The sequence below is a fragment of the Chimaeribacter sp. YP20170169 genome (genome assembly GCF_056739715.1).
Genome location: NZ_CP176824.1, coordinates 3,611,579 through 3,628,571, shown reverse-complemented (window position 1 = coordinate 3,628,571; position 16,993 = coordinate 3,611,579). Strand labels below are relative to the sequence as shown.

At 60.0% G+C, this 16,993-nt stretch carries 15 protein-coding genes and 1 pseudogene; 14 read left to right on the top strand and 2 right to left on the bottom strand.

Annotation, left to right across the window (positions count from 1 at the left end; genetic code table 11):
* Nucleotides 1–56: 56 nt before the first annotated feature.
* Entirely contained in the window at nucleotides 57–2,381 is a 2,325-nt protein-coding gene (locus tag ACK3SD_RS16500) for an autotransporter family protein (RefSeq protein ID WP_481126194.1), read from the bottom strand.
* Nucleotides 2,382–3,353: 972 nt separating this feature from the next.
* On the opposite strand from ACK3SD_RS16500, the gene udp reads away from it, so the two are divergent.
* From udp to hemB, 11 genes and pseudogenes are all read left to right on the top strand, one after another.
* Complete coding sequence (gene udp, locus ACK3SD_RS16495) at nucleotides 3,354–4,115, top strand: uridine phosphorylase (protein WP_137764612.1); 762 nt, start codon at nucleotides 3,354–3,356, stop codon at nucleotides 4,113–4,115.
* A gap of 152 nt (nucleotides 4,116–4,267) precedes the next feature.
* Nucleotides 4,268–4,795, top strand: coding sequence for a DedA family protein (locus ACK3SD_RS16490; RefSeq protein WP_481126193.1), 528 nt, complete (start codon nucleotides 4,268–4,270; stop codon nucleotides 4,793–4,795).
* 113 nt (nucleotides 4,796–4,908) lie between these two features.
* Nucleotides 4,909–6,366, top strand: a pseudogene (gene rmuC / locus ACK3SD_RS16485) (DNA recombination protein RmuC); the annotation flags it as partial.
* Between the two features lie 194 nt (nucleotides 6,367–6,560).
* Nucleotides 6,561–7,316: a bifunctional demethylmenaquinone methyltransferase/2-methoxy-6-polyprenyl-1,4-benzoquinol methylase UbiE gene (ubiE, locus tag ACK3SD_RS16480; protein WP_137764610.1), complete on the top strand. Its 756-nt coding sequence runs from the start codon at nucleotides 6,561–6,563 to the stop codon at nucleotides 7,314–7,316.
* 12 nt (nucleotides 7,317–7,328) lie between these two features.
* Nucleotides 7,329–7,937, top strand: a complete 609-nt coding sequence (gene ubiJ, locus ACK3SD_RS16475; protein WP_481126192.1) for a ubiquinone biosynthesis protein UbiJ — start codon at nucleotides 7,329–7,331, stop codon at nucleotides 7,935–7,937.
* Nucleotides 7,934–9,568, top strand: coding sequence for a ubiquinone biosynthesis regulatory protein kinase UbiB (ubiB, locus tag ACK3SD_RS16470; protein WP_481126191.1), 1,635 nt, complete (start codon nucleotides 7,934–7,936; stop codon nucleotides 9,566–9,568). The genes ubiJ and ubiB overlap by 4 nt, the downstream gene beginning before the upstream one ends.
* 77 nt (nucleotides 9,569–9,645) lie before the next feature.
* A complete protein-coding gene (gene tatA, locus ACK3SD_RS16465; protein ID WP_137764607.1) occupies nucleotides 9,646–9,906 on the top strand; it encodes a Sec-independent protein translocase subunit TatA in 261 nt (86 codons plus the stop codon).
* Nucleotides 9,907–9,909: 3 nt separating this feature from the next.
* A complete protein-coding gene (tatB, locus tag ACK3SD_RS16460; RefSeq protein ID WP_481126190.1) occupies nucleotides 9,910–10,458 on the top strand; it encodes a Sec-independent protein translocase protein TatB in 549 nt (182 codons plus the stop codon).
* A gap of 3 nt (nucleotides 10,459–10,461) precedes the next feature.
* Nucleotides 10,462–11,229, top strand: a complete 768-nt coding sequence (gene tatC / locus ACK3SD_RS16455; protein WP_137764605.1) for a Sec-independent protein translocase subunit TatC — start codon at nucleotides 10,462–10,464, stop codon at nucleotides 11,227–11,229.
* A gap of 57 nt (nucleotides 11,230–11,286) precedes the next feature.
* On the top strand, nucleotides 11,287–12,069 hold the full coding sequence (tatD, locus tag ACK3SD_RS16450; RefSeq protein ID WP_481126189.1) for a 3'-5' ssDNA/RNA exonuclease TatD: 783 nt from the start codon (nucleotides 11,287–11,289) through the stop codon (nucleotides 12,067–12,069).
* Nucleotides 12,070–12,083: 14 nt separating this feature from the next.
* On the top strand, nucleotides 12,084–13,106 hold the full coding sequence (hemB, locus tag ACK3SD_RS16445; protein WP_137764603.1) for a porphobilinogen synthase: 1,023 nt from the start codon (nucleotides 12,084–12,086) through the stop codon (nucleotides 13,104–13,106).
* 56 nt (nucleotides 13,107–13,162) lie between these two features.
* Here the strand turns inward: hemB and rfaH are convergent, their stop codons facing one another.
* Nucleotides 13,163–13,651, bottom strand: coding sequence for a transcription/translation regulatory transformer protein RfaH (rfaH, locus tag ACK3SD_RS16440; RefSeq protein ID WP_481126188.1), 489 nt, complete (start codon nucleotides 13,649–13,651; stop codon nucleotides 13,163–13,165).
* A gap of 226 nt (nucleotides 13,652–13,877) precedes the next feature.
* Here rfaH and pepE point away from each other — a divergent pair, with 226 nt between their 5' ends.
* The 3 genes from pepE to fre all read left to right on the top strand — a co-directional run bounded on the left by pepE (nucleotide 13,878) and on the right by fre (nucleotide 16,951).
* Nucleotides 13,878–14,600 carry a dipeptidase PepE gene (gene pepE / locus ACK3SD_RS16435; RefSeq protein WP_481126187.1) on the top strand — a complete coding sequence of 241 codons (723 nt, stop codon included), beginning with the start codon at nucleotides 13,878–13,880 and terminating at the stop codon, nucleotides 14,598–14,600.
* Between the two features lie 114 nt (nucleotides 14,601–14,714).
* Nucleotides 14,715–16,202, top strand: coding sequence for a 4-hydroxy-3-polyprenylbenzoate decarboxylase (gene ubiD / locus ACK3SD_RS16430; protein ID WP_481126186.1), 1,488 nt, complete (start codon nucleotides 14,715–14,717; stop codon nucleotides 16,200–16,202).
* A 47-nt stretch (nucleotides 16,203–16,249) separates the two neighbouring features.
* Complete coding sequence (gene fre / locus ACK3SD_RS16425; RefSeq protein ID WP_481126185.1) at nucleotides 16,250–16,951, top strand: NAD(P)H-flavin reductase; 702 nt, start codon at nucleotides 16,250–16,252, stop codon at nucleotides 16,949–16,951.
* Nucleotides 16,952–16,993 lie beyond the last annotated feature (42 nt).

Sequence of the window (16,993 nt, the reverse complement as noted above, 5' to 3'; positions counted from 1 at the left end):
AGCAGGGTGGGCGATGGGGGAAAAACTCCGCGCCTAAGGGCGCGGAGGGAGGGACATTACTTGAAGCTGCCTTGGATGCCGATGTGGCCGACGTAGCCTTCCATATCGTTATCCATGCCTTTGCGGTACTGCACATCGGCGTAGATCCAGGTGTTCTCCGCCAGACGGGTGGTCATGCCCGCGCCAGACTGCCACCAGGTGGTGCTGAGGTCAGCCTGCACGTCGCTGTTGGCTACCCGCACGCTCGGGGCATCGGTGAAGTTGTGCAACACGTCCGCCGTCAGGTAAGGCTTGAAGGTTTCTTGCTCTTTGTTCTCCTGCTGGTCGCGGAACAACCGCACCCCGACGCGGCCGGTCAGCGCGCTCTCATTGACGCCAGAGACGGTAGAGATCGCATCGCCAAAGTCTTCGCTGATCAGATATTGGTAAACCAGCTGGCCCTGCGGCTCAATTTTCCAGTTCTCGCTGAGCGCGTATGGCTTGCCGCCTTCCACGGAGAGCAGGGTGCCAAAGCTGTTCTGGCGGGCATCGTAACGGCTCTCATATTTGTTGCGGTAGTAGGTGAACTGACCCACCAGATCGACGTAGCTGCCATCCTGCGCATAGCGGGTGTAGTAGCCGCCCACGCTGTAGGCATCCGTATGCAGCGAGCCGGTCTCTACCTGCTTGTCGCCGTACCGGCGTGCCTGATCCTGGTTGTCAGAGTTCTGGTAGCCGAGGGTCACCATCACCCCGCCATGCACGCGGGTGCCGTTGTCCGTCTCATCCTGATAGAGGTCAGTACCGAACTGGGCAAACCAGGAGTCGGTGTCATAACCGAAGTAGCCAGCATTGAAGGAGGTGCTGTTGCCGCCGGTACGCGCCCAGGCGAGGTTGTTGTAGTTACGTGCGTACTGCTCGGCATCACCCATGCGCTCATGCAGGGTACCGACCGTTTGCAGGCCGTAGTAGAGGTTCAGGTAAGGAGCGACCGCGTAGCCGGGCACCTCTTCACGGTACGGTTTCACATTGGAAGGAACACCGTTGTCATCACCGCCGTTGTCGCCGCCGTTGTCGCCGCCGTTGTTGCCGCCGTTGTCGCCGCCGTTGTTGCCGCCGTTATCGCCGCCGTTGTTGCCGCCGTTGTCGTCGTCGCTGTTGGCATCCGGATCGTTATATTGAGCACGCAGATACCAGTCGTTGGTATCGGCCGAGCCTTCGGCATCCCCCTCAAACAGGTAGTAATCATAGGCACCGATACTGACCGTATTCCCCAGCGCGAAAGTCGCGTGGCTTTGATCCTGAACCTCCACCACCTCGATGCCATTGCCCTCGGTGGCGGCACCATTGCCCCGGCCATTGATATACAGGGTGAAATTGCTGCCGCTGGCGGCATTGGCGGCGATGATCTTGTCACTCTGGCTGTTGGCACCGCCCTCATTCAGCTCGGTATTGAGGTAGAAGCTGCCACTGCCCGACAGCGACTGGGTGGTCAGGGTTTTGTAGTCGCCCTCTGGCGCGAAGTGGACGCTGCTTTGGTCCATCGCCAGTGAGTTGACCGTGGAGCTGGCGCTCATGTTCCAGGTGCTGTTATTGGCCGTCAGGTCGATATTGCCTTGGGATGCGCCATTGAAGGTGGAGTCTAGCAGCCCCATGGTGAGCTGGTTCGCCAGATTGTTCTGCGCTTCCACCACCACGTTGCCGGTCACGGTGCTGCTATTTTCCGCCGTGAAGTTCAGTTTGGCGGACTGGGCCTGCAACTCGGCGCTTTTTGCGGCGTCGGCTTGGTTAGCGACATAGATCGCCTGACCCTGACCCGCGTTCAGGTCAGTATGGTCAAAATCCACTGTCCAGTTGCCGCCATCCGCGGCCAGTGCCGGGGAAGATTGGTGACTGGTCAGGCTCGATTGGGTGAGGTTGAGGGCGCCGCCCTGCTGGCTGGCGGCCGCACCGGTGTGCTGTTGCAGCACAATGGCGGCGCTGTTTTCAGACTGGTGATCAATATTCAGCTGGTCGCCGGTGACGGTGGCTTGGGTATCAATTTCGATGGAGTGGCTGTTGGTGCCGAGCGTGGTGAGTGTAGCAGCCTGCGTGGTGCCCGCTAGAGAGACGCTACTGCCGCCGTGCGCCTGCACGGTCAGGCTGTCAGCGCCGGCGCTGGAGAGGGCGCTATCTGTCAGCGTGACTGCGGCTTTTTGGTCAACGGCGATAGCCGAGGCACCCTTGCCAGTGGTGGAGAGTGAGGCGCTGGTAGCAGTGAGGGTGCTCCCTTCGCCATTGGCGGTCACCGCATGGCTCCCTGTCCCGCCGGTTTTGACGCTCAGTTTCCCGGTGGCCACGCTGTTTTTTTCGCCGTTGAGATTGATGCCAGCGCTGTTGTCGCCTGCGGTGGTGACCGACATATCCGCCATAAGGCTGAAGGTATTATTATCACCCTCTAAATAAACACCGTCTGAATTAATATTATTGGTTTTAATTGTCAGTGGGCTCAATAATTCCACGGTGCTACCATTTTGAGAATAAATACCTTTGGCATTCTCACCGGTGGTGGAAATGCTGGTGGTCGTTCCCCTCATGGTACCGTTATCGTCAATTGTTTTGATTTTTTCTTCAAAGACTCTTCCACCATCACGGACATAAATACTGTGTGAATTATTGCCAGTAGTAACAATAGATAAATCACCTGGGTAGATAGTTAAACTATGCGGGCTATCCGCACTGCCGCCACTGATATTAATGGGTGAGGCATTATCATTGCCGCCATCATTGATTTCAGTCGCCTGGCTAGTAGCGCTAAAGCCGCCGGTAATAGCCAGCATCATAGGCAAAGCTTTAAGGATATTTAGGGCGAGGGGATTGGGCGTTGTGTTAAGATTTTTCAATTTTTTCCATCCTTGTTTGGAGTCTGTCGTGCATAGAGTGGGAAAAATGCGCAGCCAGAAATTCTAATTCCTAAAAAAATAGGGAAATATTTATTTGTCATTTAATTTCCATTAAGTATTTTTAATTTTTAACTTAATGATTTAAAAGGCTATTTATTAGATTCAAATGAATTAAATTCTAATTATTTAATTCTGGACGTAACCTTGAGGTGCGCCGAGTAAGGACATTGCTGTTTATCTCCCGCTACGGGTTCAGTGGGCTTATGTACGTGCGATACTTTTAGCCATTGGAGAAGGGTAGGTGGGATGGCAGGCACTGGTATGGAAGCAGAAAAGGGTGCGATAATGGCGTTAGTGTGAATCTTGTCACATTAATTTGGCAACTTGTGCATGCGTGTTGCATTGGCAGTGATGGTTATCACAAAAAATTAACTGATTTTTCAGTACACTCTCTCTTTATTCCCGGCAAAGCGTTGTTAACAGGAGTTTCCTATGTCTAAGTCTGATGTTTTCCACCTTGGCCTGACCAAGGCTGACCTGCAGGGTGCCACCCTGGCGATCGTACCCGGTGACCCGGAGCGCGTAGAGAAGATTGCCCGCCTGATGGAGAACCCGGTCAAGCTGGCGTCCCATCGTGAGTTTACGTCATGGCGCGCCGAGCTGGACGGCAAGGCCGTGGTGGTCTGCTCGACCGGCATCGGTGGCCCCTCCACCTCCATCGCAGTGGAAGAACTGGCACAACTGGGCGTGCGTACTTTCCTGCGCATCGGCACCACCGGCGCCATCCAGAACCACATTAACGTCGGCGACGTGCTGGTCACCACCGCGGCCGTACGCCTTGATGGCGCCAGCCTGCACTTCGCGCCGATGGAGTTCCCGGCCGTGGCCGATTTCGCCTGTACCACTGCGCTGGTAGAGGCCGCGAAGGCGGTGGGCGCGACCACCCATATCGGCGTCACCGCCTCCTCCGACACCTTCTACCCCGGCCAGGAGCGTTATGACACCTTCTCCGGCCGCGTGGTGAACCGCTTCAAAGGCTCCATGGAAGAGTGGCAGGCAATGGGCGTGATGAACTACGAAATGGAGTCCGCCACGCTGCTGACCATGTGCGCAAGCCAGGGGCTGCGTGCGGGCATGGTGGCAGGGGTGATCGTCAACCGCACCCAGCAAGAGATCCCGAATGCCGAAACCATGAAGCAGACCGAGAGTCACGCGGTGAAAATCGTGGTCGAAGCGGCGCGCCGTCTGGTGTGATAGCGTTGCCAAAAATGAACAGGGCGCTACGGCGCCCTTTTTTATGGCGGCAACTTTGCATAACTAAAGGCTTGTTTACCCAAGGTTACAGGCAGGATGGCCGCCGGGCAGGTATTCTGATGGGTCTGCCCGTTTATCAGATGGAGTGACCTGTGACAATTGCCAGCATCGTGGCCGATACCCTGGAGCTGGTGCGCCAGCATGAGCAGTGGGCCGCGCCCGTGGTCTTCCTACTGGCATTCGCCGAATCGATGGCGTTTCTCTCGCTGCTGGTGCCCGCCACCCTCATCTTGCTGGGCGTTGGCGCACTGATTGCCGAGGCCGGGCTGGCCTTCTGGCCGATCTGGGCGGCCGCCGCCATCGGCGCGTTTTTGGGGGATTGGATCTCCTTCTGGATTGGCGACCGCTACCAGCATCAGGTCAGTCAACTCTGGCCCTTTACCCGCCAACCGCAGTTGTTGGCGCGCGGCCACGACTTCTTCGCCCGCTGGGGGGTGATGGGGGCCTTTTTCGGCCGCTTCATCGGCCCCTTGCGGGCGGTGGTGCCGCTGGTGGCGGGCATGTGCGGGATGCGCCAGCAGCACTTCCAACTGGCGAACGGCGTGTCGGCGCTGATCTGGGCCAGCCTAATGCTGATGCCGGGGGCTTTTGGCATCGACTGGCTGCGCGGGCTGTTCTGACAGGGGTCGCCACAATCTTTGCGAGCCGGGTTCCGGCGCAAGAATGCGTTCTGGACAGGCTCCGCCACTTTCCTTAACGTGGCAGGTTCACGGTGATTGAGGGCGAAACCGGCATGGAGATCAGCATCCTTTACATCCTGCTGGCGGCAGTGGCGGGCCTCGGCGGCGGTTGGCTATGCGCAGCCATGCGCCACCAGCAGCGGCAGGCCCGGCACGGCGCCGCGCTGCAACTGGCAGAGCAGGCACTGGCGCAGGAGCGGCAGGCGTGCCAGACGCTCGCCACCCAGGAGCAGCGCACCCGCCAGCAACTGCGAGACAGCGAACTGGAGTTGCGGACGCTCTATGGCGAGGTGGCCGCCGGGCAGGAGCGGCTCCAGCAACTGGCGCACTGGCGCGCGGAGTGTGAGCAACTCAACCAGGAGCTGCGCGCCCAGCGTGAAATCAACAGCATGCAGGAGGCGGAGCTGCGGGAGGTGACCATCCGGCTGGAGGAGACCCGGCTGGCAGCCGAGGAGAAGCAGCGCCTGCTGATGAACAGTGAGCAGCGCCTCAGCACCCAGTTCGAGCAACTCGCCCACCGGGTATTTGAGCAGACTGGCCGGCGGGTGGATGAGCAGAACCGCCAGAGTTTGGACCGGCTGTTGCTGCCGCTGCGCGAGCAACTCGACGGTTTCCGCCGCCAGGTACAGGAGGGCTTCGGCCAGGAGGCGCGTGAACGGCACACCCTCGCCCATGAGATCAAAAACCTGCAACAGCTTAATGCCCAAATGGCGCAGGAGGCGCTCAACCTCACCCGCGCGCTGAAGGGCGATAACAAACTCCAGGGCAACTGGGGGGAGCTGGTGCTCAGCCGGGTGCTGGAGGCGTCTGGGCTGCGCGAAGGGCATGAGTATGAGACACAGGTCAGCATCCGCCTCGACGGCAACAGCCGGATGCAGCCGGATGTGATTGTCCGCCTGCCGCAGGAGAAGGACGTGGTCATCGACGCCAAAATGTCGCTGGTGGCCTACGAGCGCTACTTCAACAGCGTTAACGACGCCGAGCGGGAAGCGGCGCTCAATGAGCATCTCGCCTCCCTGCGGGGCCATATCCGGCAGCTGGGCCGTAAGGATTACCAGCAACTGCCCGGCCTGCGCTGCCTCGATTACGTGCTGATGTTCATCCCGGTGGAGCCAGCCTTCCTGCTGGCGATTGACCGCGAGCCAGAGCTGATCAACGAGGCGCTGCGCCACAATATCATGCTGGTCAGCCCCACCACGCTGCTGGTGGCGCTGCGTACCATCTCCAACCTCTGGCGCTACGAGCAGCAGAGCCAAAATGCACAACGCATCGCCGAACGCGCCGCACGCCTGTATGACAAGCTACGCTTATTTGTGGATGACATGGAATCGATGGGCCAGAGCCTCGACAAAGCGCAGCTAAGTTATCGGCTGGCAATGAACAAACTGACACAAGGGCGTGGTAACCTTATAGGACAGGTTGAAGGTTTCCGGGCCATGGGCGTTGAAGTAAAACGGCCTATCAGCCCATCACTGGCCGCCGTCGCCCGGGCGGAAGAGACGCCGGACGGCGTATGGCCAGAGCCGGAGGTGCCGCAGGAGGATCAGCGGCCCGGCTACCCGCTGCCAGAGGGGCAACCCCCAATCAGCAGCAGACGTAATAATTGGCACCATAATGAAGCGACCCCGGGTGTGACCACGGGGACACCGGCGGGGTTTGGTGATCCTCACCCCCATGAGATTGACTGAAAAACGGGCAGAAAAACATGGTAGATCAGAACCAGGAAACCACACACTTCGGTTTCCGCACCGTGGCGAAAGATGAAAAAGCGGGCATGGTGGCAGAGGTATTCCACTCGGTGGCAGCGAAATATGACTTGATGAACGACCTGATGTCGTTCGGCATCCACCGCATCTGGAAACGTTTCACCATCGATTGCAGCGGCGTGCGCCGCGGCCAACGGGTGCTGGACCTGGCCGGTGGCACCGGCGACCTGACGGCGAAGTTCTCCCGTCTGGTGGGTGACACCGGTGAAGTGGTACTGGCAGATATCAATGACTCCATGCTGAAAATGGGCCGCGAGAAGCTGCGCAATCTGGGCGTGGTCGGCAACGTCAGCTACGTGCAGGCCAACGCCGAGGCACTGCCCTTCCCGGACAACTACTTTGATTGCATCACCATCTCCTTCGGCCTGCGCAACGTCACCGAAAAAGAGAAGGCGCTGCGCTCCATGTTCCGCGTGCTGAAGCCGGGCGGCCGCCTGCTGGTGCTGGAGTTCTCCAAGCCCGTGCTGGAGCCGCTGAACAAGGCCTATGACGCCTACTCCTTCCACCTGCTGCCGCGCATCGGTGAGCTGGTGGCGCAGGATGCGGAGAGCTACCGCTACCTGGCGGAGTCAATCCGTATGCACCCCGATCAGGAGACCCTGAAAGGGATGATGAGCGACGCTGGCTTTGATCACGTCAGCTACCACAACCTCACTGGAGGCATTGTTGCCTTACATCGCGGTTTCAAATTCTGACGGGGGGATGCCATGTTGTTGACCCCGTTAATCACGGCGGCGCTGGAGACCGGCCTTAACCGGCTGCTCTACCGCGAACCGAGCATGAAAGCGGCACGGCTGCGGCTGGCTGGCAAGATCCTGCGCATTCGCCTGCAAGAGCTGGATACCCCGATCACGCTGGTGTTCAGCGAGCGTCAGGTGGATGTGGTGGGAGAGTGGGCCGGCGACGCCGACTGTACGGTCACCACCCGCCTGGGTGTGCTGCGCAAACTGCGCGACCGCACGCAACTCTCGCCACTGATGCGCGCGGGCGAACTGGTGGTGGAGGGCGACTTGCAGGTCGTCCAGCGACTGGTCGCGCTGCTGGATATGGCCGAGTGGGAACCCGCTGACCTGTTGGCACCCTACGTCGGCGACATCGCCGCGCAAGGGCTGTCACAGGCGGCGCGCAAGGGCTTCTCATTTTTCACCTCCTCTTTCGTGCGCCAGCAGGGGCACCTGAGTGAGGCGCTGACCGAAGAGTGGCGCCTGGCGCCCGGCCCGCTGGAAGTGGTCTGGTTCAATGAAGAGGCCGACGCGCTGGCGCGCCAGCTGGAGGCGCTCGACGCCCGTCTGAATACCCTGGAGGCGAAGTCATGACCCCTGGTGAACTCCGCCGCCTCTACCTGATTGTCCGCGTCTTCCTGAGCTACGGTTTGGATGAGCTCATTCCCCGGATGCGCCTGACGCTGCCGCTGCGCTTTGGCCGGCGGCTGCTGTTCTGGATGCCCAACCGCCACAAAGACAAGCAGCTGGGCGTGCGTTTGCGTCTGGCCATGCAGGAGTTGGGGCCGGTCTGGATCAAGTTTGGGCAGATGATGTCCACCCGCCGCGACCTGTTCCCGCCGCTGATCGCCGATGAGCTGGCACTGTTGCAGGATCGGGTGCCGCCTTTTGATGGCCGCCGCGCCCGCCGCCACATTGAAGAGGCGCTGGGTGGCCCGCTGGAGACCTGGTTTGAGGACTTCGACGAGAAGGCCCTGGCCTCCGCCTCCATCGCGCAGGTGCACACCGCCCGCCTGAAGGAGAATGGCAAAGAGGTGGTAGTGAAGGTGATCCGCCCGGACATCCTGCCGGTGATCAAGGCCGATATGCGCCTGATGAACCGTTTGGCCGGCTGGTTGCCGAAACTGCTGCCCGATGGCCGCCGCCTGCGGCCGATTGAGGTGGTGCGCGAGTATGAGAAGACCCTGCTCGATGAGTTGAACCTGCTGCGCGAGGCGGCCAACTCCATCCAACTGCGCCGCAACTTTGACGGCAGCAACATGCTCTACGTGCCGGAGGTCTACTCCGACTACTGCCGCGAAACGGTGCTGGTGCTGGAGCGCATCTACGGCATCCCGGTATCGGACGTGCCGACCCTACTGGCGCAGGGCACCAACATGAAGCTGCTGGCGGAGCGTGGGGTGCAGGTCTTCTTCACCCAGGTGTTCCGTGACAGCTTCTTCCATGCGGACATGCACCCCGGCAACATCTTTGTCAGCTATGAACACCCAAACGATCCGCTCTATATCGGCATCGACTGCGGCATTGTCGGTTCGTTGAACAAGGCGGACAAACGCTATCTGGCGGAGAACTTTATCGCCTTCTTCAACCGCGACTACCGCCGGGTGGCAGAGCTACACGTGGACTCCGGCTGGGTGCCGCCAGATACCAACGTTGAAGATTTCGAGTTCGCCATCCGCACGGTGTGTGAGCCAATCTTTGAGAAGCCGCTGGCTGATATCTCCTTCGGGAATGTGCTGCTTAACCTGTTTAACACCGCCCGCCGGTTTAATATGGAAGTGCAGCCGCAACTGGTGCTGTTGCAAAAGACCCTGCTCTACGTGGAGGGGCTGGGCCGCCAGCTCTACCCACAGCTGGATCTCTGGACTACCGCCAAGCCCTTCCTGGAGAATTGGCTGCATGATCAGGTCGGCCTGCCAGCGATGGTTCGCGCCTTCAAGCAGAAAGCGCCGTTCTGGGCCGAGAAGCTGCCTGAGCTGCCGGATCTGGTGTACGAGAACCTGCAACGCAATCGTCAGCTGCACCACAGCGTGGAGAAGATCTCCGCCGAGCTGCGTGAACACCGGGTGCGTAACGGCCAGTCGCGCTATCTGTTTGGCATTGGCGCGACGCTGCTGTTGAGCGGCACCATCATGCTGGTGGGCGATCAGGAGACCTACCCGGCCTGGCTGATGGTCGGCGGTGTCATTGCCTGGCTGCTTGGCTGGCAGCGCGCCGGCAAGTGAATTTAGCAGGAAAGCTTACAAAGCTGCCGTATAATGCGGCAGTATGATTTTTTCCCAGACTCTGAGAGGTGAATACGATGGGTGGCATTAGCATTTGGCAGTTACTGATTATCGCAGTGATCGTGGTTTTGCTGTTTGGTACCAACAAACTGCGTAACCTGGGTTCAGACTTGGGGACGTCAATCAAGGGCTTTAAGAAAGCCATGGGCGATGACCAAACTCCTGCGGCAAAATCTGAACACTCCTCCAATGACGCTGACTTTACCAAAACCCTGACTGACAAACCGACGCAGGTGAAGTCAGACGAGGCCAAGAGCAAAGACAAAGAGCAGGTGTAAACCGTGTTCGATATTGGATTTAGTGAACTGTTGCTGGTGCTGGTGATTGGTCTGGTGGTGCTTGGGCCAGAACGGTTGCCGGTGGCAGTCAGAACAGTGGCGGGATGGATCCGCACCTTGCGTTCGCTGGCAGCCTCTGTCCAGAACGAGTTGTCGCAGGAGCTGAAGTTGCAGGAGCTGCAGGACAGCCTAAAGAAGGCTGAAGAGGCTGGGCTGAAGAACCTCACCCCAGAGCTGAAGACGTCGATGGAGGAGCTGAAAGAGGCGGCCGAATCGATGAGGCGCGGGTACAAAGAGGGCGTGGACGAGGTAGCGCAGACCATCCACAATCCGGTGCTGACCGATCCGGAAGCCATCCATGATGGCGTGACGCCTGCGGAGGCAGCGACCGTCGCCAGCGCCCCGGCGAAAGCGCCCGCCCCAGCGGCACCGGTTACCCTGACCAAGGCTGACGCGCCGGCTCCAGCAACCAAACCTGAAGTCAACGCGCCAGCCCCAGCGGCGACACCGGCCGAGCCGGCCTCTTCTCCTCAACCAACGGGCGATCGTTAAAACATGGCTGTTGAAGATACCCAGCCGCTTATCAGCCACCTGATTGAGCTGCGTAAGCGCCTGCTGAACTGCATCATTGCTGTACTGGTTGTATTTCTGGCATTGGCCTATTTCTCCAATGACATTTACCAATTAGTTTCCGCACCATTAATTAAACAGATGCCGAATGGCGCCAGTATGATCGCAACAGATGTGGCTTCGCCCTTCTTTACGCCGATCAAGCTGACCATGATCGTGTCGGTGTTTCTCTCCGCCCCGATCATCCTGTATCAGGTGTGGGCCTTTATCGCGCCGGCGCTCTATAAGCACGAGCGCCGCCTGATGATGCCGTTGCTGTTCTCCAGCACCCTGTTGTTCTATATGGGGATGGCATTTGCCTACTTTATCGTCTTCCCGCTGGCGTTTGGCTTCTTCGCCAAAACCGCGCCAGCTGGCGTCCTGATTGCTACTGACATCAATAACTACCTCGATTTTGTCATGGCGCTGTTTATGGCGTTTGGGGTGTCGTTTGAGGTGCCGATTGCGATTGTCCTGCTCTGTTGGAGCGGGGTGACCACGCCGGAAGACCTGAAGGCCAAGCGCCCCTACGTGCTGGTGGGTGCCTTTGTGGTGGGGATGCTGCTGACGCCGCCGGATGTCTTTTCCCAGACGCTGTTGGCGATCCCGATGTATTTGCTGTTTGAGATCGGCGTATTCTTTGGCCGCTACTACGTGGGCAAACGCCGCGATCCCCTTGATGATGAGTCAGACTCCTCATCCAGCGCGCCGTAAGGCGCTGACGATTGACCAGGCCGCCCTTACAGGGCGGCTTCTGTTTTGGACACCCTGATGTTTGATATTGGCGTCAACCTGACCAGTTCACAGTTTGCCAAGGATCGCCTGGACGTGGTGGCCCGCGCCCGCGCTGCTGGCCTGCACGGTATGCTGATTACCGGCACTAATGCCGAAGAGAGCGCCGAGGCCGCCGCGCTGGCGGCGGAGCACCCAGGCTTCTGCTGGGCCACGGCAGGCGTGCATCCGCACGCGGCCTCTGGCTGGGGCGAGGCAACGGCCGACCGGCTGCGTGAGCTGGCTGCCCTGCCGCAGGTGGCGGCGATTGGCGAGTGCGGGCTGGACTTCAACCGCAACTTCTCCGACCCGGCCAGCCAGGAGCGCGCCTTCACCGCCCAGCTGGCACTGGCCGCCGAGTTGCAAAAGCCGGTGTTCCTGCACTGCCGTGACGCCCACGAGCGTTTTATCGCCCTGCTGGTGCCGTGGGTGCCGCAGTTGCCCGGCGTGGTGGTGCACTGTTTCACTGGCACCCAAGCGGAGCTGGAAGCGTGTCTGGCGTTGGGCGTCTCCATCGGCATCACCGGCTGGGTATGCGATGAGCGCCGCGGGCTGGCGTTGCGGGCGCTGCTGCCGCTGATCCCGGCGGATCGCCTGCTGCTGGAGACGGACGCCCCCTATCTGTTGCCCCGGGATTTAACCCCCAAACCTGCATCCCGCCGCAACGAACCCTGTTTTCTGCCCCATATCGTTCAGCAGGTCGCCATCTGGCGCCAGGAAGACCCTAAATGGCTCGGTGAGAAAACTGATGATAATGCCCGTCGGCTGTTCCGACTGGCCTGAGTAGGAGAAATACGATGAGCTATGCATTTCCGGGCACCTTTCCGGGTCGCCGTATGCGCCGTGTGCGCCGCCATGATTTCAGCCGCCGTCTGGTGGCCGAGAATCAGCTGACGGTCAACGACCTGATCTATCCGGTGTTCGTCATGGAAGGAAGCAACCGCCGTCAGGCCGTTCCCTCCATGCCGGGCGTGGAGCGCATGACGATTGACGAGCTGGTGAAAGAGGCGGAAGCCATCGCCAAGCTTGGCGTGCCGGTGCTCTCCCTGTTCCCGGTGATTGAGGGTGACCTGAAGTCACTCCATGCGGAAGAGGCTTACAACCCCAATGGTCTGGTGCAGCGCACTATTCGGGCGGTGAAAGACGCGGTGCCGGAGCTGGGCATCCTGACGGACGTGGCGCTGGATCCCTACACCACCCACGGTCAGGACGGCATTATTGATGCCGATGGCTACGTCATCAATGACGTGACCAAAGAGATTCTGGTGCGTCAGGCGCTCTCCCACGCCGAAGCCGGTGCAGAGATTATCGCGCCAAGCGACATGATGGACGGCCGCATCGGTGCCATCCGTGACCAGTTGGAGGCGCAGGGCCTGATCAATACCCAGATCATGGCCTACTCGGCGAAATATGCCTCCTGCTACTACGGCCCGTTCCGTGATGCGGTCGGTTCCAGCAGCAACCTGAAGGGCGGCAACAAAAAGACCTACCAGATGGACCCGGCCAACAGCGATGAGGCGTTGCAGGAGATTGCTCAAGACCTGCAAGAGGGGGCGGATATGGTGATGGTGAAGCCGGGGATGCCGTACCTGGATATCATCCACCGCGTGAAACACACCTTTGGTGTGCCGACCTTCGCCTATCAGGTCTCCGGCGAGTACGCGATGCACATGGCTGCCTTCCAGAATGGCTGGTTGCAGGAGAAGCCTGCGGTGCTGGAGTCCCTGATGTGCTTCAAGCGCGCTGGCTCCGATGGCGTGTTGACCTACTTTGCCAAGCGTGTTGCCCAGTGGCTGCATGACGCAGAGATGCAGCGCTAAACCGCACGATCAAAAAAGGCACGCTCCGGCGTGCCTTTTTTATTGCCTGAATATCGTTACAGCTTATGGAACTGGCGGTTGTCGAGGCTTTGGTGCACCTGTTTATTGAGCAGCGTTAGCAGCAGCATCGAACGGGCCTCGCCATCCGGCTCGGTATAGATGGCCCGAAGCCCCTCAAACACGCCATCGGTGATCAGCACCTTGTCGCCGGGCTGCGGCATGTCAGGGTCAGTGACCGTTTGCGTCGGCTGGCGCGCCAGTTCGCCAATCACCGTCGGGCTGACAATCACCGGCTGGTTACCGAAACGGATAAAGTGGCTGACGCCACGCGTTGCACTGATGGTGGTCGTGTGAATGCGCGCCGGGTCAAACTCGACGAACATGTAGTTTGGGAAGAGCGGCTCACTGACGGCGGTACGGCGTCCTCTGACCATCTTTTCGAGGGTGATCATTGGGCTGAGGCAATTGACGGCCTGCCGTTCCAAGTGCGCTTTCGCGCGCAGGAGCTGTCCGCGCTTGCAATACAATAAGTACCAAGATTCCATAGGTTCACACGCCTTTCTGCTATGGAAGCAAGCATAGCAAAAGCCATGGCGGATAAATAGCAGCGGCCGGATGTGGCACGGCACGCGTCGTTGATCGCGGCAGGGTGCGGCGTGGGGCGATTTCCATTAACGTAGGGAGAACCGGCCGGGCAGGCGCACCTTTCCAAGGAGTGGCCCTCTGCACGGCTCTCTTGCTGTCACGATTGATAAGATGAGGGCGATGAAAATGGAGCTGTTTCTGCTGAGCAATGGAAAATTGGCTGGGGATGACCGGCTGCTGGGTTATGCGCATGAGCGGTTGGCGGAGATGATTGCCCGCCGGGGCGTGGAGTCGGCCATCCTGATCCCGTATGCGCTGATCCGGGGCAACTACAGCCAGCGGGCGCAGGAGTTGGAGGCGGCGCTCGGCATCCGCGTCAGCAGCATCCACCACGCGGGCAGCCCGGCCGAGGCACTCAGCCACGCCCAGTGCATCATTGTCTGCGGCGGCAACACCTGGATGCTGAACCAGATGCTGCATGAGCACAGCCTGATCGTGCCGATCCAGCAGGCGGTGCGCGAGCGCGGCACCCCTTACATCGGCTGGAGCGCTGGCTGCAACGTGGCGACCCCCTCCATCCGCACCACCAATGACATGCCAGTGCGCAACAACGTGGTGCTGCCATCGTTGGGGCTGTTCCCGGTGCAGATCAACCCGCACTACACCGATATCCACCCCGAGGGGCATATGGGCGAGACGCGCGATGAGCGCATCGCGGAGTTCTGCGCCGTCAACCCGTCAGAGAGCGTCATCGGCCTGCGCGAGGGGAGTCTGCTGCAGGTGAGCGGCAACCGTCTGGAGTACTTCAGCGCGCGTGGCGAGGGTTACAAACTGTTCCGCCACGGCTGCGCCGTCACCGAACACCATGACGCACAGGCGTTGGCCGGGCTGGTGCCCTTCGGCTGCTGACGGCCGACGGGGCGGGGGATGCTGCAACAAAATTGCAGCATCCCCCCTCGATAGCGCCTATAATGCCCTCTCACTGACGACAATAATTATCAGTATCAAATACTGTGGATCAGCATGAAATACCGGGATTTACGTGACTTTATCGCCTTGCTCGAGCAGCGCGGCGAACTCAAACGCATCAGCCAGCCCATCGACCCCTACCTGGAAATGACCGAGATTGCCGATCGCACCCTGCGTGCCGGTGGCCCGGCGCTGTTATTCGAGAACCCGAAGGGCTACCAGATGCCAGTACTGTGCAATCTGTTCGGCACGCCGAAGCGGGTGGCGTTGGGCATGGGGCAAGAGGAGGTCAGCGCGCTGCGTGAAGTCGGTAAGTTGCTGGCATTCTTGAAAGAGCCGGAGCCGCCGAAGGGCTTCCGCGACCTGTTCGACAAGGTGCCGAAGTTCAAACAGGTGCTGAACATGCCGACCAAGCGCCAGGGCAACGCGCCCTGCCAGGAGCAGGTGTGGGAGGGCGATGAGGTCGATCTGAGCCGCATCCCGGTAATGCACTGCTGGCCGGAGGATGCCGCGCCGCTGGTGACCTGGGGGTTGACCGTCACCCGTGGCCCGCATAAGGAGCGCCAGAACCTCGGCATCTATCGCCAGCAGGTGCTGGGCCGCAACAAGCTGATCATGCGTTGGCTCTCCCACCGGGGCGGCGCGCTCGATTTCCAGGAGTGGTGCCAAGCCAACCCCGGCCAGCGTTTTCCGGTGTCAGTGGCGCTGGGCGCCGATCCGGCCACCATTCTGGGCGCAGTGACGCCAGTACCGGATACCCTCTCTGAATATGCCTTTGCCGGGCTGCTGCGCGGCAACAAGACCGAAGTGGTGAAGTGCCTCTCCAACGATTTGGAAGTGCCGGCCAGCGCCGAGATTGTGCTGGAAGGGTATATCGATCCGCAGGAGCTGGCGCCCGAAGGGCCGTATGGCGACCACACCGGCTACTACAATGAGGTCGATCACTTCCCGGTCTTCACCGTCACCCACATCACCCAGCGCAAGAATGCCATCTACCACTCGACCTACACCGGCCGCCCGCCGGATGAGCCGGCGGTGCTGGGCGTGGCGCTGAATGAAGTGTTCGTGCCGATCCTGCAAAAACAGTTCCCGGAGATCGTCGATTTCTACCTGCCGCCGGAGGGGTGCTCCTACCGCATGGCGGTGGTGACGATGAAAAAACAGTACGCTGGCCATGCCAAGCGCGTAATGATGGGTGTATGGTCGTTTTTACGGCAGTTTATGTACACCAAGTTTGTTATCGTGTGTGACGATGATGTTAATGCCCGCGACTGGAATGATGTGATCTGGGCCATCACCACCCGCATGGACCCAGCGCGTGATACGGTGCTGGTGGAGAACACCCCCATCGACTATCTCGATTTCGCCTCACCGGTGTCGGGCCTCGGCTCGAAGATGGGCCTTGACGCCACCAACAAGTGGCCAGGCGAAACCCAGCGCGAGTGGGGCCGCCCCATCGTCAAGGACCCGGCGGTGACCGCCCGCGTAGATGCCATCTGGGACGAGCTGGCGATTTTCAGTGACAGGAAGCCGGGGCGCTAGGCCGGGCTCTCCTTAGTGTTGCACTATTGACCCGACAGAGGGAACGCATGACGATATTAAGCTGTACAGTGGCCTCCGTAGAGGCCATTACCGATACCGTATACCGGGTCAGGCTGGTGCCTGAAACGCCGGTGACTTTCCGCGCCGGGCAATATTTGATGGTGGTGATGGATGAGCGTGACAAGCGCCCGTTCTCCATCGCGTCTACCCCGGCGGAAAACGCCTATATTGAGTTGCACATCGGCGCATCCGAGCTGAACCTGTATGCGATGGCGGTGATGGATCGCATCCTGCAAGAGCGCGCCATTAACGTGGACATTCCGCACGGCGATGCTTGGCTGCGCGACGACAGCACCCGCCCGCTGATCCTGATCGCTGGCGGCACCGGCTTCTCCTATGCGCGCTCGATCCTGATCACCGCGCTCGAGCAGCAGCCGGGGCGCGACATCTCCATCTACTGGGGCGGGCGCGAGCTGTCACATTTGTATGACCTGAACGAGCTGGAAGCGCTGAGCGTGCAGTACCCGAACCTGAATGTCATTCCGGTAGTGGAGCAGCCTGCCGAGGATTGGCAGGGGCGCACCGGCACCGTGCTGAGCGCGGTGTTGCAGGATCACGCCTCGCTGGCTGGCCACGACATCTACATTGCGGGCCGCTTTGAGATGGCGAAAATCGCCCGTGAGCGCTTCTGCAATGAGCGCGGGGCCGTCGCGGCCCAGATGTTTGGCGATGCCTTCTCCTTCCTCTGATTGCGCGCCATAAAAAAAACCGCCCACTTGGGCGGTTTTTTT